Annotated in this window: 15 protein-coding genes; 8 read left to right on the forward strand and 7 right to left on the reverse strand. The window is 51.9% G+C overall.

Annotated elements, in window-relative coordinates:
* Positions 1 to 3 precede the first annotated feature (3 nt).
* On the forward strand, positions 4 to 1710 hold the full coding sequence (locus ACX93W_RS13315) for a thiamine pyrophosphate-binding protein (RefSeq protein ID WP_459392859.1): 1707 nt from the start codon (positions 4 to 6) through the stop codon (positions 1708 to 1710).
* Positions 1711 to 1792: 82 nt separating this feature from the next.
* Here the strand turns inward: ACX93W_RS13315 and ACX93W_RS13320 are convergent, their stop codons facing one another.
* The 7 genes from ACX93W_RS13320 to ACX93W_RS13350 form a co-directional block, all read right to left on the reverse strand.
* Complete coding sequence (locus ACX93W_RS13320; RefSeq protein ID WP_459392860.1) at positions 1793 to 3361, reverse strand: sensor domain-containing diguanylate cyclase; 1569 nt, start codon at positions 3359 to 3361, stop codon at positions 1793 to 1795.
* Between the two features lie 84 nt (positions 3362 to 3445).
* Positions 3446 to 4057 carry a hypothetical protein gene (locus tag ACX93W_RS13325; RefSeq protein WP_459392861.1) on the reverse strand — a complete coding sequence of 204 codons (612 nt, stop codon included), beginning with the start codon at positions 4055 to 4057 and terminating at the stop codon, positions 3446 to 3448.
* A 217-nt stretch (positions 4058 to 4274) separates the two neighbouring features.
* Entirely contained in the window at positions 4275 to 5228 is a 954-nt protein-coding gene (locus tag ACX93W_RS13330; RefSeq protein WP_459392862.1) for a hypothetical protein, read from the reverse strand.
* 26 nt (positions 5229 to 5254) lie between these two features.
* Positions 5255 to 5950 (reverse strand): peroxiredoxin family protein, encoded by a 696-nt coding sequence (locus ACX93W_RS13335; RefSeq protein WP_459392863.1) that lies wholly within the window; start codon positions 5948 to 5950, stop codon positions 5255 to 5257.
* A gap of 17 nt (positions 5951 to 5967) precedes the next feature.
* The gene (locus tag ACX93W_RS13340; RefSeq protein ID WP_459392864.1) at positions 5968 to 6663 is read right to left on the reverse strand and encodes a cytochrome c biogenesis protein CcdA; all 696 of its coding nucleotides are present in this window, start codon (positions 6661 to 6663) and stop codon (positions 5968 to 5970) included.
* Positions 6664 to 6785: 122 nt separating this feature from the next.
* A complete protein-coding gene (locus ACX93W_RS13345) occupies positions 6786 to 9737 on the reverse strand; it encodes an S-layer homology domain-containing protein (RefSeq protein ID WP_459392865.1) in 2952 nt (983 codons plus the stop codon).
* A 101-nt stretch (positions 9738 to 9838) separates the two neighbouring features.
* Positions 9839 to 10753 carry a hypothetical protein gene (locus ACX93W_RS13350; protein ID WP_459392866.1) on the reverse strand — a complete coding sequence of 305 codons (915 nt, stop codon included), beginning with the start codon at positions 10751 to 10753 and terminating at the stop codon, positions 9839 to 9841.
* A gap of 559 nt (positions 10754 to 11312) precedes the next feature.
* On the opposite strand from ACX93W_RS13350, the gene ACX93W_RS13355 reads away from it, so the two are divergent.
* From ACX93W_RS13355 to ACX93W_RS13385, 7 genes are all read left to right on the forward strand, one after another.
* Positions 11313 to 12668, forward strand: coding sequence for a dicarboxylate/amino acid:cation symporter (locus tag ACX93W_RS13355; protein WP_459392867.1), 1356 nt, complete (start codon positions 11313 to 11315; stop codon positions 12666 to 12668).
* Between the two features lie 506 nt (positions 12669 to 13174).
* Positions 13175 to 14644 (forward strand): glycosyl hydrolase, encoded by a 1470-nt coding sequence (locus tag ACX93W_RS13360; RefSeq protein WP_459392868.1) that lies wholly within the window; start codon positions 13175 to 13177, stop codon positions 14642 to 14644.
* Between the two features lie 62 nt (positions 14645 to 14706).
* The gene (locus ACX93W_RS13365) at positions 14707 to 15741 is read left to right on the forward strand and encodes a LacI family DNA-binding transcriptional regulator (RefSeq protein ID WP_459392869.1); all 1035 of its coding nucleotides are present in this window, start codon (positions 14707 to 14709) and stop codon (positions 15739 to 15741) included.
* Positions 15742 to 16187: 446 nt separating this feature from the next.
* Complete coding sequence (locus tag ACX93W_RS13370; RefSeq protein ID WP_459392870.1) at positions 16188 to 17543, forward strand: ABC transporter substrate-binding protein; 1356 nt, start codon at positions 16188 to 16190, stop codon at positions 17541 to 17543.
* Positions 17544 to 17708: 165 nt separating this feature from the next.
* The gene (locus tag ACX93W_RS13375) at positions 17709 to 20630 is read left to right on the forward strand and encodes an extracellular solute-binding protein (RefSeq protein ID WP_459392923.1); all 2922 of its coding nucleotides are present in this window, start codon (positions 17709 to 17711) and stop codon (positions 20628 to 20630) included.
* Between the two features lie 11 nt (positions 20631 to 20641).
* On the forward strand, positions 20642 to 21610 hold the full coding sequence (locus ACX93W_RS13380; protein WP_459392871.1) for a carbohydrate ABC transporter permease: 969 nt from the start codon (positions 20642 to 20644) through the stop codon (positions 21608 to 21610).
* A 3-nt stretch (positions 21611 to 21613) separates the two neighbouring features.
* The gene (locus ACX93W_RS13385; protein WP_459392872.1) at positions 21614 to 22480 is read left to right on the forward strand and encodes a carbohydrate ABC transporter permease; all 867 of its coding nucleotides are present in this window, start codon (positions 21614 to 21616) and stop codon (positions 22478 to 22480) included.
* Position 22481: the final 1 nt, after the last annotated feature.

Below are 22481 nucleotides of genomic sequence, written 5' to 3' on the forward strand. Positions count from 1 at the left end.
TTTGTGAGAGCAGCCCGAGCAGTTTTGGAGTTTTTGAGTAAAAATGGCACAACTCATTTGTTCGGCATACCGGCCGGATCGGTCAATGCGTTTTTTGACGAACTGTACGATATGCCGGAGCTGGACCCGATCGTAACCAAACATGAAGGAGCCGCTTCCTATATGGCAGCGGCTTATGCCCGATATTCCGGCAAAATGAGCGTTTGCATCGGATGCAGCGGACCGGGGGCAACTAACCTGGTAACTGGTGCGGCCAACGCAATGAGGGAGCATTTGCCCGTGTTGTTCCTGACGGGAGCCGTTCCCGTTGGCACAATGGGGGCTAATGCTTCGCAAGAGCTTGATGTTGCGCCGATATTCCGTCCGGTTACCAAATACAGCGTTTTGGTGAAAAAGGCCGAAGATGTGCTTGATGAAATTGTAAAAGCATGCGGCATCGCCGTATCCGGCGTGCCGGGTCCGGTGCACGTCGCTCTGCCGATCGACGTGCAGCACGCCAACATCGGAGAGCCGGCTATTCCAACTGCTATTGAAAGGGAAGATATTGTTCCTGACGCGGGGGCCGTTCAGAAGGCGGCGGCCGAGCTGGCGTCCCGCGGACCAGGATTTATTCTGATGGGACAAGGAGCAAGGGATTCCGTCGATCAACTGGTGGAGCTGGCAGAACGTTTGAACTGGCCTATCGCAACAACGCCGCAGGCCAAAGGATATTTGCCCGCCGATCATCGCCTCAATGCTGGGATATTCGGTTTTGCCGGCCATGAGTCCGCCTCTTCTTTAGTTGGGGATGACAGCCGCAAGGTTGTCCTGATTGCAGGCTCCAGCTTGGGCGAGACGGCTACCAATAACTATAATGCCGGATTAACGCAGGGCCGTTATGTCATTCAATTGGATTTTGACGAAACGGTGTTTGGGCGCAAATACGGCGTGGATCTGCCGTTACTCGGCGATATGGAACGGACGTTGCCTGCGCTGCTGGAGGAGCTGGGGAAGCTGGGCATACCGGGTAGCAGAGCCACGGCAGGCGAAGCGGGTGAATCGGGCAATGCCGCTGCTCTTCAAGCGGAGCTCACCTACGCCATGACGGCTGCTTCATCGGCAGTTGCCGATCCCGAAGCGAATGCGCAATACAATACACGAAATGTATTGGCAAACATCCAGCGGCTGCTGCCCGATGATACCCGTTATACGGTAGATATCGGGGAATTTATGTCCTATGTCATTCACCACATGCCCGTCAAAGAAAAGGACACCTTCGGCATCAATGTCCATTTTGGAGCGATGGGAATCGGGATTGGCTCCGCTATAGGTTCAAAACTGGCTGAACCGGATCGCCCTGTTGTCAGCATAACAGGCGATGGTTGTTTTTTTATGCATGGTATGGAAATTTTAACCTCAAAAGAAAAAGGTTTGCCGATTTTGTTTATTGTGATGAATAATGCACGATTAGGAATGGTTTATCACGGGCATTCTCTGCAATTCAAGCGGGTACATTCTTCCTTTGAGCAGCAGTTTGTCAATATCGCCGCGATGGCGGATGCGATGGGCATTCCTAACTATCGGGTGGGATCGCTGGAGGATATTACGCAGGAGGCTATTGATTCTCTGCTTCAGGCCGGAGGCCCGGCCGTGCTGGAGGTTGTGCTGGTCGATAACGGAACGCCGCCGATGGGCGACCGCGTCAAGTTCCTGTCATCCTTTGGCAAATAGCACCAAGCTTCCGTTCAGGCCGAATTATGCTAAAAAAGGGTCGTCCATACTTGAGATGGACGACCCTTCTGTATAGTTTCGATCACTCCGGAACACTGGCTGGAGCCGCGAGGGCGCTCCAATTCGTGACGCGATTTCTCCCTTGCGTTTTGGAGCGATACAGCGCTTCGTCTGCTTTGGCGATCAGCCAGTCGGGAGACTTTTGGTCCTGCGGATCAGTGATAGGCGCGTAAGTCGATACGCCGATGCTTATCGTTACAAACCGGCTTACGGTGGAGCCTTGATGGTGGATGCCCGCTTTTTCAATGGCTCTGCGAATTTTTTCCGCAAGGACAAGAGCCTGCTGGCTGTCCATGTCGGGCAAAATAACGGCAAACTCCTCCCCGCCGTAACGGGCAATCGTAGCCGCGGGATTGTTTAGCATTTTGCGGGCGATCGCGGTTACTTTGCGCAAGCAGTCATCGCCTGCCTGATGGCCGTATACATCGTTGTAGGCTTTGAAATTGTCGATATCGAACAACAGAAGCGACAAGCCGTTTTGCGAAGGATGCTGGGCCGCGTTGCTCCATTCCTGCAGCAAGGTCTCATCGAAGAAGCGGCGATTGGCAATGCCCGTTAATCCGTCGATTAACGAAAGATGCTTAAGGCGTTCCTCCATTTTTTTGCGAGCGGAAATATCGGTTGCAGTGCCGATTACGCCTACGGTTATACCGTCGATCATGAGCGGCGATAAGGTGAGCAAAACGGTAAGTCTGATGCCGTCCTTGCGAAGATAAGTCCACTCCTGCCCCTCGCTGCCGCTATCCAGCGCCCCGCAGTTGAAAACCTCCGCGCCGCGGATTGTTTTTCCTTTCTTTTGCGACAACTGCTGCTCAAAGACCTGGATTTCCTGGCGATCGTGATACAGCAGCGGAGTATTGCCGATCAGCTCATGTTGAGAATAACCAAGCATTTTTTCCGCGGCTTTATTTACGTTCGTAATTTTTCCCGAGCAATCCAGCACGGTAATAGCGGTATGTGTTGCGGATTGAAAAATCGCTTCCTGCAGCCCGTGCAAGGAACGGTACCGATTTTCGCTTTGCGCAAGCTCCCTGGCTAGCCGGTTTGTAGAGTTGAAGTAGGAGATCAAGGCCGCTGTAAAAATTCCGCCTGCACATAGAAGCGAAAGATACGTAGCGGTAATGACCGAAAATCCTCTAGTGAAATAAGACAATGTAGAAATCATAACAAAAATAAAAAGTAAGGCATACAGCCATTTCCGCCAATAAACCTTGGTGTAATGCATGATAAGACCGCTTCCGATGCCGGACAAAGTAATCGATACAAAGGCCAGCAGCATAATAGAATTAAATCCGTCAAAAAGCAGATAGCGGCCAAATGCTATAAACAGGGCGGTTATCAACGATGCCGGCAAGCCGCCGTAGAAGGCGGAGCTCAACACGATAATCTGGCGGAAGTCCATCACGGTTGTTTCATCCAGGCGGAAACTGAACAGGAGGAGCAAAAGACCGCAGAGACCGTGCGTTATACCAATAAGAATACGAAAAATTATTTTGTTGCTGTTGTTCTTGATATAGTTTTGAAAAACAAGGTTAAACAGAAAAAGGAAAGCGGTTAACAATGCAAAGTTGGCGATCATGTATCTGATCATAGGCATCCCTTCCGTCATGGTGATAGGAGGCAGGCATTGGATTCTCTTGATGCTCGGAGTGTCCTATTTCAGTATAAGGCGCGCTCAGGTAGACGGCAATTGAAGTATCAGGCCGTTCATAATGGCAGCAATGGTTGCTCCCTTAAAAGCGTCAGGCACAGCAGTTCCGTCGTGTCGGGCATAGCTGAATTGGTTTCCATCAGGGCCAGCGCGGTAACCCAGTTGAACGAGCGCTTCAGCCAAGGCTGGCGGAAGTCCGGCATCGCCATGAAGCTCCCGCCAACGCGGCGTAGCGGCGATGGATACATCCCGGTCGCCTTCCCCGGTATGTAATTCAATCCAGTCATCGGGGCTCCGTACGATCCACTGCCCCTTGGAAAACAATGAAATGCCTTTGCCGTCCAGCGCGGAGATGGCATCCAGGTTAACGCCGAACCATTTATTAATCATCCCTCTTATGGCTTGCCCTTCTGCTGGTGCACCTCCCTGCTCCCAGGCATGGCGCAAGGCCTCGACTCCGTTATTTTCCGCTGCTGTCGCTGCTGCTTCAGCCGGCAGAACTTCGGGCAGCAGAGAAACCTGGCGTAGATCAATGCCATAAGCTTCCTTCACACTATCGGCGATCGTTTCGGCATTTAGCCCATCTCCCAGCTTGTCCAGCAACTGGTCCATATGCCTTGCTTTTGAACCTGTCACACTATCCCTCCCGTCGCATTCACAGCTAACTCAATTATAAAGTTGAACGGTAACAAAATAACAGTTCTTTTTCAAAAAAATGGAGCAAAACCAGAGGGAATTAAAGGGTTTTCATTAAAAAAGCATATATACGGCCTTAACCCCTGTTGCCAAGGGTCAAGACCGTATATATGCTTTCGTTAATTATGTCGCAGAATCAGAGTGCGGATTCCCGCGTTTAGCATTCCTCTTCGCAATATTCATCCTCTACTGCGGGAGCCGGATCTGGGCTTGGCGCCGCAACAGGCGCTGCGGGCGCGGGTGATGAAGGCGGCGATGAGGGCGAAGAAGATGAAGAAGACGGCGCAGAGGGAGACGATGCTGCAGGCGTCGTGGCTGTTCCCGCAGTCTGGCCTGGCTTCTCTGCTTCGCTTGCGGCTACGGTAACCGGCTTCGATTTTCCGCTATTGCTAACATACGAAACCGACGCAGCCGGCTTGCTCTCTTGAACGGCGGAAGCTGGTTTGCTTTGGGATTCCGTTAAAGGCGCGGCAGCTGCTTTATTTGCTGACGAAGCCGATTGCGCCTCCGATTGCGAAACCGAGGAATCAGACTGCCCGTTGGCCGGGCTCTTGGAGACTGCGGCAGCCTCCGATTTTGTTCCAATTGAAGCTGTAGAAGCCTTGTTTGACGTTGGTGCTGCTGCTTCTTGGGTCGCAGCTGCCCCGGCGTCCGATACAGTGCGCGCCGTTTTATCATTTGTTGCCTCTGCGGACGCAGCAATAGAATGCGCGGCAGCGGTTTGGGTTGCCGAGGTTTCCCGTACCTCATTGGAAGCGTTGGCTGACGCGGGTTGCACAGTGCCGGAGGACGTTTGGACGACGTTGGATGTTTCAGAGCCCCCGTTGGCGGACTCGACTGATGCCGCAACCACTCCGGGAGCTGCCGCTGGGTTGGAAATTGCCGCCACTGTTGCGGCAGTGTTGATCTCGCCCGCCCCCGTAGATCCGTTTGTATCCGCCGGAGCAGCATCATTCTTTTGAGATACATATGGAGTATTTTCGTGCAAGTCAGAGTTGGCAGACCCGCCTTGCGCTTGCTTGGATGCGACCACCCCATACGTCAATAAAGCAAATACGGTTATTGATGCAAACGTGATTGCCGAAAATTTTGAAACAGCCAGCCTTTTCATGATGGACTTCTCCCCTTTGCATTTTTTTATGAAGAAATCAATAGATCAATCTGCTCCCTCATCCGTTCTTCGTCCATATACCCAAGCTTGCGGTAAGCAACCTGGCCGTTACGGTCGATAAAAATGGATACCGGGATCGGCTTGACTCCATACGCTTGCGAAACGGTTTTGTCTGGATCAAGCAGCGTTTGGAACGTATATTGATTTTCCTGAATAAATTGCGCGACCTTTTCCGTCTCCTCCCCAACGCTGACGGCCAGAATAACCAATCCAAGATCGCTGTAAGCCTGATGGATGGCCTCCATATCCGGCATTTCCTTCTTGCACCACTTGCACCAGGTCGCCCAAAAATTCAAATACACGACTTTCCCTTTGTAGTCCGATAACGATACGGGATTCCCGTTCAGATCGCTAAGCGTAAAATCAATGCTTTTGGCTTCGCTTGTCGCGGTTTCGGTCCGCTCCCCTGCCGGCCCTGAGGCCGACTCCGTGGCCGATCCCGTGACCGGACCTGCTTCCGATCCTTTGGCAGGCTCTGTCACAGAGTCTGTATTCGGCTCCGCGACCGACCATGTGGCCGAACCGTCAGCCGCAGCCGCACCTGCCTCCGAAGCCGGCAAAACAGCCGTTTCGGCGCTGCTGATCTCATACCGGTCCGTTAAATAAGCTGCCGCCAGCAAAAAAAGAATAACCAAAACCGTCAGCCATACACTCCTTCTCATGGTCAAGCTCCCTCTGCTTAAAGCTGAAATGGTCCGGCGTATTGTCCCAGCACTTCCAGTCTGTTCGTAAACACAAGCACGCCCATAATGATGACAATGACTCCGCTAACGATGGAGATGACCGGCAAATACCGGTTCAGCTTCCGTAAGTAAACGGAGAGATTTTCAATCAGAAGCGATGAGACCAGAAAAGGTACGGCAAGCCCCAAGGCGTACAGGGTCAGCAAAAGAGTGCCCGTGCCGACCGTCTCCATACTTCCCGCATAAATCAGGATGGAGGAAAGAATCGGCCCGATGCAAGGCGTCCAGCCGATGGCGAACGCCATTCCAAGCAATAAAGCGCCAATGCTTTTGCCCGAATTCCCGCCGGTCTGGATACGTTTCTCCGCATACAGAAATTTAAGCTTAATGATGCCGGTCATATGGAGACCAAAAACGATAATCAGCACTCCTCCGACTTGTTGAACGACTTTCATATGCTGGGAGAGCAGTTGGCTGAGCGAGCTTACCGATATGCCGAGCAGAATAAACACAATGGAAAATCCGGTCACAAAAAACAAGGTTTTCATCAGGGCGTTGATGCGCTCTTTACTGCTCCTTATATCCGCAACGGAGGAACCTACGATGTAGCTGATGTATGCCGGAATAAGCGGCAGCACGCACGGCGATAAAAAGGAAAGCAAGCCTGCCGAAAAAGCCAATATATAGTTCAACTCTGTTCTCTCCTTTTCAAGCCGGCGATGGAAGCAGCCGTCCGGCCGATCGCCGCTAAACGGGGAAAACGAGCAGGCACGAAGGCTGCTCATTCTCCCCTGGCGAGAGGGTCGTCACCCGGTTATTCCGAAAGCAGGTTAAATAGCACTTGAGCAACCTGTGCTCTTGTTGTGTTGCCTCCCGGATTCAGCTTGCCGTCGCTGCCCGATACAATGCCGTTCGCCACTAATGACTCCACGGCTTCGCGGGCATAGCCGGAAACGGCGTTGGCATCCGCAAATTCCGATAGGTCGGCATTGCTTGACGCAGCCGGCGCTTCGCCAATGACTTGAAGCGCACGATACAGCAGCGTGAACAAGTCCTGGCGAGTGATGTTGTTTTCGGGAGCGAAGCTGTTATTCCCTACTCCTGTTGTGATGCCAAGGTTTTTGGCTGCTGCCAGATACGGCGTGTAATAAGTGTCGCCCGCATCGGCAAAATTGTCAGTCGTGCTTTGAGCCGGCTGAATGCCATAGGCTTTCAGGAGCAGCACGATAAATTGTCCGCGCTTCACGGAGTCGCCCGGGCTGAAGCGGCTTTCGTCGACACCGTTTGTAATATCGCGCGCAGCGAGGAAGCTTACGGCGTCGCTAAACCAGGCGGTTGCCGGAACATCGGCGAATAGAACCTTGTTGTAGCCAATAATGTATTGCGAAAAATGCGTTGTCGCAAAATTGACCGTACGCGTTGCCGCTGAGTAATTGCCGCGAATGGTTTCAAGCTGGCCTTCCTCGTTCACATAATAAACGATGACAGAGTTGGCATCCTCGCCCGGCTGCAAGCTATACGGGATGCTGACTTTGGCCTGACTGCCGCCAAAATGGGTGACCGCATGTTGTCCGGCAAACACGTTCAGATCGTATACCGGTCTGTCTCCCAGCACTTCTTTCCCTTCATCGGTCAAGGAGGATTTGGAAATGATGATGCTGATATCTCCTTTATCCTCATTGGCGCCGATATTTTGCAGGGATTTGGCGTCAAAAACAATCGTGCCGAATTGCGCGTTTACTGTGATCTCGACGTTTCCTTCGGCGATGAGTTTATCGAATACGCTCCGCGTAAACGTAAATTGCGTGGAGCCGGTTGTTCCGGTAGATTCCGCCTTGAATTCTACTCGGGTTGCTTTTCCGTTCGCCGCGTCTTTTTGGGCTTTTTCGATGATTTCGGCGACTTCTTCTTCGGAAACGACTGCTATCGTTGTGCCGGTCGTTTCATCGGTTGTAACAGGTAATGTAACAACTGTTGGCTGGCCGTCATCCTGGGATGGCGGTGTTTCTTCGTTCACTGGCGGAGGCGTTGGATCCGTAGGCGGAATGTAGCCGCTGCCGCCGCCGGAATTGGCTGGACCGGCCGGAACGATAACCTCTACCGATTGGCCTGCAGGATAAGGCACAAGGGTGTGAGCGGTTGGGTTGCTTGTGCTTGTAGGACCGTTTACGCCGTTTCTTGCGGCGTAGCGAATCTCGTATTTGCCTGCGGCAAGGCCTGTAATGGCTTCGCCCGTAACGGCAGTAAAGTCGATCCCGCCTGCCAATCTATATTCCAGCTCGGCATTAACTCCCGTAATCTGGCCATTGTTATTGGCAGTTGTTGTTGGGGCTACGCCCGCTAGTCCCGTCGGCACGGTCTCCAATCGGGAGAACAATCGCTTAAGGCCTTCGTTATAGATCCGGTAGCGCTCCCCTGTATAGGTAACGCCATTGTATTCTTGCACATGATCCCGCTTACTGCTGGCGTTGCCGCCCCATGTATACATTAACTCGACATGGCCCAGAATCGGCTGCGGATTGCCTTCCCAGTCTTTATTGTCTTTGTTGTATACCGCTACATATGGCGCTTGCAGGCGCTGGGCCTTTACGACCTCGCCCTCGGCATTGGTATACGAAATGGCGTTGTTTCCTTCAATCGTATATTGAGCTTTCAAATCGGGAAAATATTGTCTAACCAGATCCACGTACAAGTTGCTGTTGGGATGATTGCCCCTTGTCTGGAACAAGTCTCCGGAATCCGGAGCGCTATACCCGTACACGGAGTCCGCAACGGAACCAATGCCTCCATCCAGCTTCGTATCCCAGTTATAGACCTTATCAATGCCATATTGCTGCGCTACTTCATTGACATATTTGATAATAGCCCGGGTATTGGAGCACCATGCGCAACCGAAAATAATGGCATGCGTGCCTTCGCTTTCAAGCACATATTTCAGCTCATCCAGCGTTACAGGCTCAATTACAATGTTTTCTCCCTCGAAAATGGGATCATTCGGCACATGGCGGTTATAGGATTCCGTCACATACACCTGGTTTGTCAAAACGCTGAATTCCGCTTTTTTGTCGCCTGCAGGAGAAATAGCGTCGAATACTTCCCGTATTTTTGCCTTATAGGCATCCGGGCCTTCATTTTTCAGCACATCGATATCCTCAAGGAAGGATACAATCGGCGTGCTGGTTTCATCCTGGGCAACCTTGTTTTTGTTGTATACAAACAAGGTTGGCGTGCCGAGTTTGACCGCGCTGCCTGAAGTGGACGCATTTCCCGAGGTGTATGTATAGCTCAACGTTTCGCGGTCCCCTGCGACATAAGAATCCAGATTGGTCAAATATTTGTTGACCAGATCAATGTATCTTCTTGTACGGGGCGCGTTTGCATCGTCCGTAATATCCGTTGCGCTTGTTACGCCGTCCAGCCGGGGGTCAAAGTTGTGGATGGCGTTAATGCCATATTCCTTCGCAACATCGTTAATGTAGCCGATGGCGGTTTGTGTGTCGCTGTCCCAAGCTCCTCCGAACAAAACAACATATTGTCCATCAATGCTGAGCAGATGATCGAATTCATGATAAGTCAATGTGCGGAATACATGATTGGGGTCGTTCTGCAGCCCTGGGTAGCTTTTTGTGAAATAATCGCTAGGACTTGCCGTCCCCTCCCCTGCTGCGGATACCGACGTCCCGGAACTGCCGGCATAAAAAGCCGGCAGTGCGAGCACAAAAGCCAAAAGCAGAGCAATATATGATTTGGTCGTTGTTTTCAGCATGGTTTCTCCTCTTTCCTAATGTGATATATGGGCCACCCTGTTACATGCGCGTTTCAAAAACTCGGCTGAGCAATCGCTATCAGGTCATTGAACCGCCTTTATTAGCAAATTTCTTCTTCATCAGCTGCCGGTGCTGCCGGTGCCGGTTCCGGATTAGATGGCGCTGCAGGCGCTGGCGCAGAAGGCGCGGCCGGAGCCGAAGGATTGGATGAAGAAGCGTTCGATCCTGACGACGACGAAGAAGCGGACGAGGAATCGTTGGTCTGCTGCGAGCTTGCAGCTGGCGCTTTTTTCTCAACGGCAACAGGTTTGGCGGCACTGCTGCCGCTTGCAAAGTTGATGGATTTCGACGATTGTTTTTCCGGCGTGGAGGATGTTGCCGGTGCAGGCGCTGCGGAAATCGCTGCCGCTTCCGATGAAGCTGCTATTGGAGCCTTCGCAGATGAAGAGGCCGGTGCTGCTGAAGCAGGGGCAGTTTCTTGCGCTTTCTCCGTTTTTATCGGCTCGGACTTAGCGGTTTCGGAAACGAATTTTGCTGCTTCATTCGACTTAGAAGCCTCCTCTGCTTTTGCTGCTGGCGAGGCATTGGAAACCGATGTGTCGGCCGTTGTTGAAACGTTGACCGTTTTGGCTGCGCTGGCAGCGGCTCCGCTTGTTTGATCGCTCGTGCTTAATACAGCTTGCGATGCTGTAGTGCCTTCTTCGTTTTGGGAAGCTTCCTCGACTGCAACAGCCGTTGAAGCTTCTGTGCTGGCTTCCTCTGTTGCAGCTGCTGTTCCGGTCGCAGCTTCCTGAACGGCCTCTGAAGCTGCCGCTGCTTCTGCGGAGGAATCAACGGCTGTTTCGGCTGCCGGATGGCTATCCGCCGCTGGTCCCGCTGGAGCCTCGCTGGAAATCACCGATTCGCCCTGGGCTTGCTTGGCGGATACTGCGGCATAAGTAATGAGTGAAAAAACGGTAACTGACAGAATCAGCGTCAGGGAAAATTTCGAGAGCTTTAAAGCTTTCATAATCATCAACAGTCCTTCCGTTACGCCCTCCGGCACAACCGGGAGCGCATGTTTTTTGTAGAGACGTTTAGCTATGCTCGGAAACCATCAACTTGAATACGATGCGGCCTTTCCTCTAGCCTCCTTCTGAGCTGAATTTGGACAAAAAAAGAAGATCCAACAAGGGCTGAAATACGCCTTCGCTGAATCTCTGGTCATCCAGTAGATTATATGTTTGACTCTTCTTCTCGGTCCGTCGGTTGCTGCATGAATTAATAACAGTTTATACAAAGCAGAGAATTGATGTCAATCATTATTTACACATTTCCTATAAGCTTTATCGGATTTTAAAAAGTGGACAAAAAGGGTCGGCTGATGCCTTCCGTTTTCCTACTTTTGGATTGACAAACAAAAAGAGGCGCTGTTATCCTTTTACATATCCAAGCAATCACATCTGTTATTAGTGGATTGTGCCTTGCCATGAGGACCGGGTTAAGCAATTGATCCTGATCGACCGTACCGACGGAGGGGTCCGAATGTTTAGGAATAGAGCTTGATTACCCCTCTGAAGGAGTGCGACAACGACATGGAAAACAACGTATTGACGGCGCTGGAGACAAACGGCATTTCGCTGCTTGTATCCGCCGTGCTGCTGGGTTTGCTTTATTTTTTGGCGAAAAAAAGGATTGGATTCGGCACCCGCGTATTGCTGGCGCTTGGTCTTGGCCTTGGCGCCGGACTGCTGTTTAATCAATGGAAGCTGGAGACCGAAGGAGTAAGCCTCATCGGCTCCATTTATATTAATTTTATTCGTATGATCGTTATTCCGCTGGTATTTGTACTGGTTATCAACAGTATTATTTCCATCACTAATCTGGGGTATTTGCGCAAGCTGAGCCTGAAGACCATCGGCTGGTTTCTGGGCACAACCGGCGTAGCCGCCGTTATTGGGATACTGGTCGCGATTGCCCTTAATCCCGGCGCAGGTTTTGAAGCTGCGGCTCCCAGCGCTTTTGAGGCGCGGGAAGTGCCGAGCTTTTTCAAAGTCATTCTGGATCAAATTCCGTCCAACCCGGTTAACGAAGCGGCGCAAGGCAAGGTTGTTCCCGTGCTGATATTCGCCCTGTTCATCGCGGTTGCGATTGTCAAAATCGGGGGCAAAAAGCCCGATGCGGTTCAGCCGGTCAAGGCGTTTATTGCATCTGCTACTGAAGTGCTGCATCAAGTGGTTAAATTCGTACTCCGCTTCACGCCATACGGCGTATATGCCTTGATTGCAGTGATGGCGGCCAAATACGGCTGGGAGACGTTAGAGCCGCTTGCGATGCTGATTGTTGTCAGCTATGTGGCGTTGATTCTGCACTTTGTGCTTGTGTTTGGCGGCCTTGTTTCATTCGTGGCCAAAATCAATCCGCTCAAGTTTTTCAAAAAAGCGTACCCTACGATCGCCGTTGCGTTCACGACGCGAAGCAGCTATGCAACCTTGCCCATTAACCTGGAGGTCATTACAAAAAGACTTCGCATCTCGCCCAAAATCGCAAGTTTTGTCGCTCCGCTGGGGGCGTCCATGAACTTCAACGGCTGCGGCGGCGTTTGGCCCGCAGTCGTTTCGGTTTTTGTCGCGGAGGTATTCGGTATTCCGTTGACGCTGACGGATTATGTGCTGATCGTATTGGTGAGCGTTATCTCCTCCATCGGCGTGGCGGGCGTTCCCGGTCCGGCCTCCATCTCGACGACGGTTGTGCTGACGGCGGTTGGTTTGCCGCTTGAGGGAATTGCGCTTGTGGTTGCCGTAGAGGCGCTTATCGACATGGGCCGCACGGCGGTTAATGCGACGGGCACAACCGTAACGGCGTTGCTTGTTGCGGACTCCGAGGGAGAATTTGATCGTGAAGGTTTTAACCGCGGCGATGAAGATGATCTGGAATTGAATCCCGCATAAAAAAACGGTGTTGCCGGGTAGAAGCAAGCCCTTGAAGAAATAGCGGTCGGTGATGACCGGTGCTATTTACTCCAAGGGCTTTTCTCGTCTCAGCATACATCGCCCTGCTCTCCCGCCGCCGGCTTCTGACAAATCGGTCTGGACGGCGTTCCCGATAACTCGACGGCATCCGCCTCTCCCTCAGTCGAAAAAACAAAGTATAAGGCTTCTCGGGCACAAATTCGACAAAATGTTTCCAAAAGGTCCATTTTGCAGCCTGATTTACGCCGTATTCAGGCTCCTCCCTGCCTTGTTATCGTCAGATCAATTCCAAACCGGTTTGCCCCCCGGTTTTCCCGGCCATTCCTCCCCTTTCTTCATCTTCATCTTGAACTTCACATTGACTCCGCCTTTCTCAAACGATAAAGTTATGAATAAGACTAACCAATCTAACAAAAATAATAAAATTGTTTGTTTTGTTGCGTTACTTATTGCGAGAATTTGTTTGAGCGAAAAGGAGGCGGCATATGAAAAATAATTCGAAGCCAGGCGTAAAAGGAGTCAAAACCGGTTTGTTATCGGGACTTGCGATTATGATGGTGTCGGGCCTTGCTGCATGCAGCGGTCCTGGCGGTAAGGAGCCGGAAAAATGGAGGTTTGAGGCGGAGAATGGGATCTTGTCCGGCGTGGAGGTTGCTTCCGCTGCCCAAGGTTTCTCGGGCGATGGTTACGTGACGGGGTTTGAGGAGGAAAACGATTCAATTGAAATCAGCATCCAGGCGCCGGATGACGGCTTGTACCGGCTCAATATTGGCTACAGGAACGGCGATGGAGATAAATTTGGCTGGCTCGGGCTTAACGGAAAACCCTTTGGCGATGTAAAGCTGGCAGCCTCTGAAGATTTCACGGATACATTTGCCGGCAAAGTGCTGCTCAATAAGGGTGAAAATACGATTAAGGTTACGCGGCATTGGGGCTGGTACGATATCGATTATGCGGAAATTTCCAAAGCGGAGCCGCGGCCGCAGCATGGAGTCGAAAATAAGCTTGTTAATCCAAACGCAACAAAGGAAGCGCTTGCATTGCATGGATACCTTGTTGAGCAATACGGCAAAAACATTTTGGCTGGACAGCAAAACCTTCAGGATGCCTTGCTGCTTAACTGGAATCACGGGAAGCTGCCTGCCATTGCGGGATTTGATCTGATCGAATATTCTCCTACTCGCGTAGCGAACGGTTCCACGTCCCGAGAGGTTGAAAATATGCTGCAATGGCATGAGCTTGGAGGCATTGCGACGCTAGCCTGGCATTGGAACGCTCCCGCCCATCTGGTCAATTCCGAGCAGCAGCCGTGGTGGACTGGCTTTTATGTCGAAGGAACCACCTTTGACCTGGAGGCTGTGCTCGCGCAGCCGGAATCAGAGGAATACAAATTGATGATCAGCGATATAGATGCCATCGCCGTGCAATTAAAACGTCTGCAGGAAGCCGATATTCCCATTCTGTGGCGCCCGCTGCATGAAGCGGAAGGCGGCTGGTTCTGGTGGGGAGCCAAAGGACCGGAGCCTGCCAAGCAGTTGTACCGTCTGCTTTATGAACGGCTTACCGATTACCATGGAATCAACAATTTAATCTGGATCTGGAATTCCGAAGCTCCCGAATGGTATCCCGGCGATGATGTAGTGGATATCGTCAGTGTGGACTCTTATCCGCAGCCAGGCGACCATCACCCCATCAGCCGCTCCTATGAAAATCTGGTGGAGCTGGTCGGCGACCGCAAGCTGGTTGCTTTGACGGAAAACGGCTCGATCCCTGATCCGGGCCTGCTGGAGAAGTACGAAGCCTACTGGAGCTGGTTCTGTACCTGGACGGGCGAGTTTATTGACGACGGCAAGCATAACAGCGAGGACTATATCAAATATGTGCTTAATCATGAACGGGTCATTACGCTTGACGAGGTGCCAGACTATCTAAAGCCGGGTGGTATTCCAAATTAGAAATCGCTATAGTATCATAACGTTATACATGACGTCGAATTTTTCATGAATGGATGAGACTGATGAGAAATAAGGTCACAATGCAAGAGATTGCCGACATGGTCGGCGTCTCCAAGTTTGCCGTGTCCCGGGCGTTAAGCTCCAAACCGGGAGTCAGCCCGCAGACCAGAGAGACGATTCTAAAAGCGGCGGGACAGCTCGGTTACTTTAAACATCACGAGCCGCCAAAGAAAAATATAGAGGTGAGGCCGCTTCAAGGGGCGGCGATATCAGGCACCATCGTTGTTTTGTTTCCCAACGTCCGCTATCAAAATATGGAGTCGATTTATTGGGGGCCCGTTCTGGAGGGCATAACAACTCGATTGAACCGTGAAGAAGTGGATATATTGACGTTAACGGAACCAACCGGCGACCGGTTGTTTGGACTGCTCAATCCCAACGCGATTCAAGGCATCATTACAGTAGGCTCTATTTCGACGCAAATTTTAATGGATATCGGACGGCTGCATATACCTGTAGTTATGGTGGATCATTATGATCCGGCGTTCCAATGCGATGCCGTCTTTGCGGATAATTTCTCGGGCATGCGCAGCCTCATGGTGAAGCTGATCAGCAAGGGATACCGGCGGTATCAGTTTGTGGGCAGCATCAAAGACGCGCAAAGCTTCTACGAGCGTTGGATCGCCTACAAAACAACGCTGGAGGAGCATGGCATCGAGTTGAATCAGGACCCCATCCTTAATGGGCCGGAATCCGACGATATGTACAAAATGATGCCTCTGGTCAGTCTGGATACGCTGCCGGACGCATTTATTTGCGCCAATGACTCCAATGCCGCTTACCTGGTGGACGAATTGGCCAAACGCGGCGTATCGGTGCCGGATCAATGCGTGGTCACAGGGTTTGACAATACGATCGGCACCCATCCCATTCTGGCCACCGTCCATGTCAACAAGGAGCTGCTTGGCATACGCGCTGTCGACCAGATGTTGTGGAGAATTATGAATCCGGAGAGCGCCTATGAGCGCAAGCTGATTTCGGGCGAGTTGATTCTGCGCGAGCAATACGCCAAAGCGCTAACCCAGGGCGGAGTGTAGGTTTGCCGGAGCATTAAAGGATTCGCAAAAGCGGAGCAAAACAAAAGTTGAATACTGCTTCGCTAAACGCTTCCCTCAGGGGGGCGTTTTTTTGTCCAGAACTGTGGACAACTTATGGGCGCTTTGGTGATAACTTCCTTCTAATGTGTGCGAAATGTTCATAATATGTGGATAAGTGCGAAAATTATGAACTGACAAAAAATGTTCCAAAGCCATATTGCAGGTTTGCGCAACTATTCACAAAACAAATCGACACTCCGCGACAACAAAACAGACAAAGTTTGCAAACAAAGACTAACAAAAAAGAAAACATAAATCACTTTTGTTGCGAAAAATTATTGACTGGTTTTGGAAGCGGTGTTATTATGACTTTGCAGACAGTTGAGCGTGCAGACCGCCAATTATAGCTCAACAAGCTATACTTACCTTAACAAGGGGGATTTTCAATGAGAAAGTTGAAAGTGCTTACATTGGTTATGTTTGTTATGGTTTTGATTGTATCCGCTTGCAGCGGCGGGGGGGCGAGCGAGCCAACGGCCAAACCTTCTGAATCTGCGGATACCCCAGCAACTGTTGAGCCGACACCAACAGAAGAAGAGGCAAAAACGATTGATTTGGGTGGTCGCACGATTCGAATTGCAGCATGGTGGGATGAAAAGCCGAAGGGCGAGACGGCGGGCGAAAAAGCGCGTCTGGAAAAAATGGCTCAGCTTGAAGAGGACTACAATTTCAAATTCGAGTTTATCAACGTACCGTTCGAAGAATACATGGATAAATTTACGACAACCGTGCTGGCGGGCGAACCATTTGCGGATATCGCCATCATGGAATACAAACGGGCCATCGTTCCCGTGAAGGCGGGACAGGTGCTGCCGATCAGCGAATTCACCACTGCTGCCAACGATATCAACAACGAGCAGAAGCTGGTTATGAAGCTGCCTTCTCTGGGTGGCGGTGAATACGCTTTCAACTCGCCGGGCGTATCCATAGTGGGCTTGCACTACAACCGGGATTTGTTCAAGCGCCTCGGCTTGCCGGATCTGCAGGAGCTGTACAACAATGGCGAATGGACCTGGGAGAAATTCCTCGACATTGCCAAGCAAGCGACTCGCGATACCGATAACGACGGCAAAAACGATGCCTTCGGATTCTCCGGCTGGCCTGCGGATATGGCGCGCCACTTCGGTGCTGCCAACGGCATAACCTTCGTTGACGATTCGACGATGCTGGATATGTCGACTGATCCCAAGATGATCGAAACGCTTGAACTGGTTAACCGTGTTATCAATGTTGAAAACGTAAACAAAGTAAAAACAGGAAATAAAATGGACTGGAATGAAATCAACACGTTTAAAGATGGAGACGTGGCCATGGCCATTCAATACGACTGGAACATTGGCGATTTGACCTTTGAGGTTGGCGTTGTGCCGATTCCGAAGGGACCATCCGGCGATGGCCAGCACACGTATGCAAGTACGGCGCTTAACGGCTGGTTTATTCCGAAAGGCGTAGAGGATCCGCAAATCGTGTATCAAATTTTTGAAGAAATGCGCGATGTGCCTCCAACAGAGGAATATCTCGGCCAAGATTGGCTGGAGTCCCGTTACAAAACTGAAGCCGATATCGCAATGGCGTTGGAGCATGTCAACGGAACAGGAAAAATTTCGGTTGAAGAGGGCATTCCGGACTATCCGTTCTTCGCCATTATGGATGACATCATTGTGAACAATCAATCCGTCACCGCAACCGTGGAGAAATACAAGGCCGAAGCTCAGGCCGCTCTGGACAAAGTAGGCAAGTAAAAGAGGTTGTTCAACACGCACTAAAACTGACACAACAGGAAGAGGGAGGTGTGCCGTATTCCGGTGCACCTTTCCATTTTTCCGGCTGCATAGTACGAAGGAGGGCTAGCCTTGATCACACAAAAACGGGTGAGAGCTGCCGCATTGGCGTTTGTTGTTGTGGCAATGATGGTTGGAGTTCCGGCCGGGCCCGGCAGCTATTCGTCGGCCGAGAGTTCATCGGCCTCGACCGGAGGTTCGGGACAAACGGAGGATAGCGGCAAGCTGAATGAGATCCTGCCAGGCGGCACGGATTATACGGGATACCGCGCGCAGCACGAAAGCGCAGGCTTTCCGGATCGGGAGATTATTGTCGAAGCCGGACAGTTTTCGGGTAGCGAAGGCGGCGAAACTCGGGCCGTAAACGATTTTGAAGGTATGGAAGGCGTTTCGGTGCACACCGGAGAGCAAGGCATGGTGGAATGGGAAATCAATGTGCCGGAAAGCGGTCTTTATCATATATCGCTCCAATACTACCCCGTCGAGGGCAAAAGCTCCAGCATCGAGCGCACGCTGCTGATCGACGGCGAGGTTCCGTTCGAGGAAGCGGCTTATCTGCAATTCGACCGGGTGTGGAACAACGAGCTGGAGGAAGTGGAGCGCGATAATCGAGGCAACGACCTGCGGCCGAGACAAAAGGAAGCTCCGGTCTGGCGCGAGGTGCTGCTGAAGGATTACGAGGGGTATTATGACGAACCGTTCAGGTTCCATTTTACGGCTGGCAAGCATACCTTGGCATTTGTGTCGCAGCGCGAGCCTATGGTTATCCGGCAGCTCAAGCTGTTTCAGCATAAGGAAGCGCCGACTTACGAGGAAGTGCTTAAGAGTTACAAGGAGCAGGGCTACCAGGAAGCAAAGGATGTCTTGATCACCGTCCAAGGGGAGGCCGCCACGGCAAAATCGTCACCGACGCTGTATCCGCAGACCGAACGCTCCAGTCCGGCGGTTTATCCCTATAGCCCGTCCATGATTAGGGTCAATACGATTGGCGGCTTCAATTGGCGCATTCCAGGCCAGTGGATTCAGTGGGAAATCGACGTGCCGGAGTCCGGTCTGTACAACATTGCGTTTAAGGCGCAGCAAAACTTTGTTCGGGGCATTTATTCGACAAGGCGTCTTAGTATCGACGGGGAGATTCCGTTTAAAGAAATGGAATTGGTGCCGTTTCGCTTCAAGAATGATTACCGGATGGATGTTATGGGTGATGACGAGCCTTACCTGTTCTATCTGGAGAAGGGCAGGCACACGCTGGAGCTGGAGGTCAGCTTGGGCGAATTCGCGCCTCTGATCCGCGATGTGGAGCAAAGCCTGTTCAATCTAAACTCCATGTACCGGAAAATATTGATGATCACCGGCACGCTGCCGGATCAATTCCGCGACTATCGCGTGGAGCAGCAAATTCCGAGTTTGCTGGAAACGTTCCGCACGGAAAGCGACAGGCTGCAAAACGTCAGCAAAGAGCTGTACAGGCTGGCCGGCGGCAGCAGCGACGCGGAAGCATTGTTGAAAACAATGTCCTTGCAGCTGGATGAAATGATCGAACGTCCGGATACGATTCCAAGACGGCTTGGCAGCTACAAAACGAATACCGGCGGCTTGGGCACTTGGCTGCTCAAGACGCGCGAAATGCCGCTGGAAATCGACGAGTTGTATATTGCTTCGCCGGATCAGAAGCTGCCCAAAACCGGAGCTGGCTTCTTCCAGAACATGAAGCATGAAATCAGCACCTTCCTGTATTCCTTCTTTATCGATTACAACCAGATCGGCAACGTAGCAGAGGGCGGAAGCGACTCTTCCGTGACCGTATGGATCGGCAGCGGCCGCGACCAGGCGAACACGCTGAAGGCGATGATCGACGAGACGTTTACGCCGCTGACCGGCATCGACGTCAATCTGAAGCTCGTGCAGATGCATACGCTGCTGCCGGCTACGCTGGCGGGACAAGGGCCGGATGTCGCCATGCAGATCGGCAACGATATTCCCGTCAACTACGCGATGCGCGGAGCGGCAGCGGATGTTTCGCAGTTTGACGATTACGACACCGTGGCGGAGCGGTTCCGGTCGAGCGCTTTGGTGCCTTATACGTATGAAGACGGCGTATATGCCTTGCCGGAAACGCAAACGTTCAACATGCTCTTTTACCGCAAGGACGTGCTCCATGAGCTGGGGCTTGAAGCTCCCGACACGTGGGAGGACGTCGCCAGCCTGTTTGCGGTTTTGAATAAAAACCATATGGAGTTTGGTCTGCCGCTTGTGCTGCAGCCGCAATATCCGGGCGAAAATATTCCGCCCAATTCCGTTTATGCCATGCTGCTGCTCCAGAACGGAGGACAGTTCTACCGGGATGGAGGCAAGGAATCCGACCTGAATTCCAAAGTTGGCATTGAAACGTTCAAGACCTGGACGGAGTTTTATACGGATTACAAGCTGGAGCGGGAGTTTGATTTTGCCAACCGTTTCCGGACTGGGCAAATGCCAATCGGCATCGCGGATTATACCGTCTACAACCAGCTGACCGTTTTTGCCCCGGAAATTCGCGGATTATGGGGATTTGTGCCTGTGCCTGGAACGATTCAGCCGGACGGCACGATCAGCCGTGAAGTGGCAAGCGGGGGCAGCGCAACGATTATGTTGGAAAGCGCCGATGACAAGGAAGCCGCATGGGAGTTTATGAAGTGGTGGACCAGCGACGAAATTCAAACCACCTTCGGCCGGGAGATGGAAGGGCTGATGGGAGCCGCCGCGCGTTATCCGACGGCCAATATCAATGCGCTGGACAGCTTGCCTTGGCCGGTTACCGATTACGAAGCGCTGAAGAAGCAGTTTGAAGAAGTGCGCGGCATTCCGGAGGTTCCGGGGGGGTATTTTACCGGACGCCACTTGCTGAACGCCTTCTATACCGTTGTGGTCAACAGCCAGGATCAATATGTAGCCACCATCAGAATTCCCGGCGAAAAAGCCGAACCTCGGGAGACGTTTGTGGAGTACGTGAGGTACATGCAGGAGGAAATACAGAACAAGCGCAAAGAATTCGGCTTGGATGAGTGAGGGGGATTGCCATGTCTGAAGTCACCATTAAAGATATAACCCCGGGCAAGGCTGCGATGGGAAAGACAAAACGTCCCCAGTCCTGGTGGAGCCTCAAGAAAGCGGCCATGAAGGCCAACAAACATGCGTATGTGATGCTGGCTCCGTATATGCTGCTGTTCGGCTTGTTTACGGTGCTGCCGGTTTTGATGTCGGTGCTGATCAGCTTTACGTATTTCAATATGCTGGAATTTCCGCGTTTTATCGGCTGGCAGAACTATTCCCGGCTGTTTCTGGAGGATGACATCTTCCTGATTGCGGTCAAAAACACATTGTTGTTCGCGGCGATTACGGGACCGCTGAGTTATGTGGCCTGTTTCCTGTTCGCCTGGATTATCAACGATCTGCGGCCGAAGCTGCGCGCGTTTATGACGCTGGTTTTTTACGCGCCGTCGATTTCCGGCAACATCTATTTTATTTGGCAAATGATTTTTTCGGGAGACCGGTACGGCATCGCCAACGGCTTTCTGATCCGCTGGGGCATCCTGCTGGAGCCCATCCAGTGGCTCAAGACGGAAATATATATTTTGGCCATTATCATTCTGGTACAGCTCTGGCTTAGCCTCGGCACCGGCTTTCTGGCCTTTATCGCGGGCTTGCAAACCGTAGACAAAACCCTGTACGAGGCGGGGGCGGTAGACGGCGTCAAAAACCGCTGGCAGGAGCTTTGGTATATTACTCTGCCTTCCATGAGACCCCAGCTGATGTTCGGCGCGGTCATCCAGTTGACGACCTCCTTTGCGGTTGCCGACGTATCCATCTATCTGGCCGGCTTCCCGAGCGTCAACTATGCCGCTGAAACGATCGTTACGCATTTGATGGACTTTGGCACGATCCGCTTTGAAATGGGATTTGCGTCCGCCATTGCAACGGTGCTGTTTACGCTGATGGTCGGCACCAACCTGATTGTGCAGCGAATGCTGCGGAAGGTGGGGGAATAAGGGATGAATATCAGCTTTTCCTTACGCAAAAAGAAGGTAAACCGCTCGTTCCTTGGCAACTTCTCCATGTTTGCTTTTCTGGCGATCGTTGGCGCTTTTATGGCGCTCCCGCTGGTTTATGCGATCAACGCGGCGTTTAAGCCGCTGGATGAAATCTTTATTTTCCCGCCAACCCTGTTTGTCCGCAACCCGACCCTGATTAACTTTATGGATCTGGCGACGCTGCTGGGCAATTCCTGGGTTCCGTTTACGCGCTACATTTTCAACACGGTGTTTATTACGGGAATGGGCGTTGTCGGCCATGTGCTGCTGGCGTCGGCCGCTGCGTTTCCGCTGGCGAAATATCATTTTCCGGGCAAAAAGCTTATGTTTACCGTTGTTGTCCTGGCGCTGATGTTTGCGCCGCAGGTAACGGCGATTCCCAACTACATGATCATGTCCCGGCTGGGGATGATCGATACGTATTGGGCGGTCATCGTGCCGGCATTTGCATTCCCGCTGGGCCTGTATCTCATGAAGCAGTTTATGGAGCAAATCCCGGATGCGCTGATCGAAGCGGCGAGAATCGACGGGGCGACGGATTACCGCATTTTCTGGCAGGTTATCATGCCGAATGTTAAGCCAGCCTGGATGACGCTGATCATTTTGCTGTTCCAGCTGCTCTGGGGCACCGACGGCAACGGCTTTATTTACAGCGAGGAGCTCAAGACGCTCCACTTTGCCACCAATCAGATTATTCAGGGCGGTATCGCCCGCGCCGGGGTAGGCGCAGCGGTTGCGCTGATTCTGATGAGCGTGCCGATTACGCTGTTTGTATTTTCACAAAGCCGGATTATCGAAACGATGGCGACATCCGGCATGAAGGATTAGG

The organism is Paenibacillus sp. CAU 1782, assembly GCF_054551715.1.

What these genes read in the sequence shown, in the direction of transcription:
- ACX93W_RS13335 (WP_459392863.1), bottom strand. Translation starts at nt 5,950, where the DNA reads ATGAGAAGGAGTGTATGGCTGACGGTTTTGGTTATTCTTTTTTTGCTG.
- ACX93W_RS13350 (WP_459392866.1), bottom strand. Translation starts at nt 10,753, where the DNA reads ATGATTATGAAAGCTTTAAAGCTCTCGAAATTTTCCCTGACGCTGATT.
- ACX93W_RS13330 (WP_459392862.1), bottom strand. Translation starts at nt 5,228, where the DNA reads ATGAAAAGGCTGGCTGTTTCAAAATTTTCGGCAATCACGTTTGCATCA.
- ACX93W_RS13380 (WP_459392871.1), top strand. Translation starts at nt 20,642, where the DNA reads ATGTCTGAAGTCACCATTAAAGATATAACCCCGGGCAAGGCTGCGATG.
- ACX93W_RS13365 (WP_459392869.1), top strand. Translation starts at nt 14,707, where the DNA reads ATGAGAAATAAGGTCACAATGCAAGAGATTGCCGACATGGTCGGCGTC.
- ACX93W_RS13385 (WP_459392872.1), top strand. Translation starts at nt 21,614, where the DNA reads ATGAATATCAGCTTTTCCTTACGCAAAAAGAAGGTAAACCGCTCGTTC.
- ACX93W_RS13375 (WP_459392923.1), top strand. Translation starts at nt 17,709, where the DNA reads ATGATGGTTGGAGTTCCGGCCGGGCCCGGCAGCTATTCGTCGGCCGAG.
- ACX93W_RS13345 (WP_459392865.1), bottom strand. Translation starts at nt 9,737, where the DNA reads ATGCTGAAAACAACGACCAAATCATATATTGCTCTGCTTTTGGCTTTT.
- ACX93W_RS13370 (WP_459392870.1), top strand. Translation starts at nt 16,188, where the DNA reads ATGAGAAAGTTGAAAGTGCTTACATTGGTTATGTTTGTTATGGTTTTG.
- ACX93W_RS13355 (WP_459392867.1), top strand. Translation starts at nt 11,313, where the DNA reads ATGGAAAACAACGTATTGACGGCGCTGGAGACAAACGGCATTTCGCTG.
- ACX93W_RS13360 (WP_459392868.1), top strand. Translation starts at nt 13,175, where the DNA reads ATGAAAAATAATTCGAAGCCAGGCGTAAAAGGAGTCAAAACCGGTTTG.
- ACX93W_RS13320 (WP_459392860.1), bottom strand. Translation starts at nt 3,361, where the DNA reads ATGATCAGATACATGATCGCCAACTTTGCATTGTTAACCGCTTTCCTT.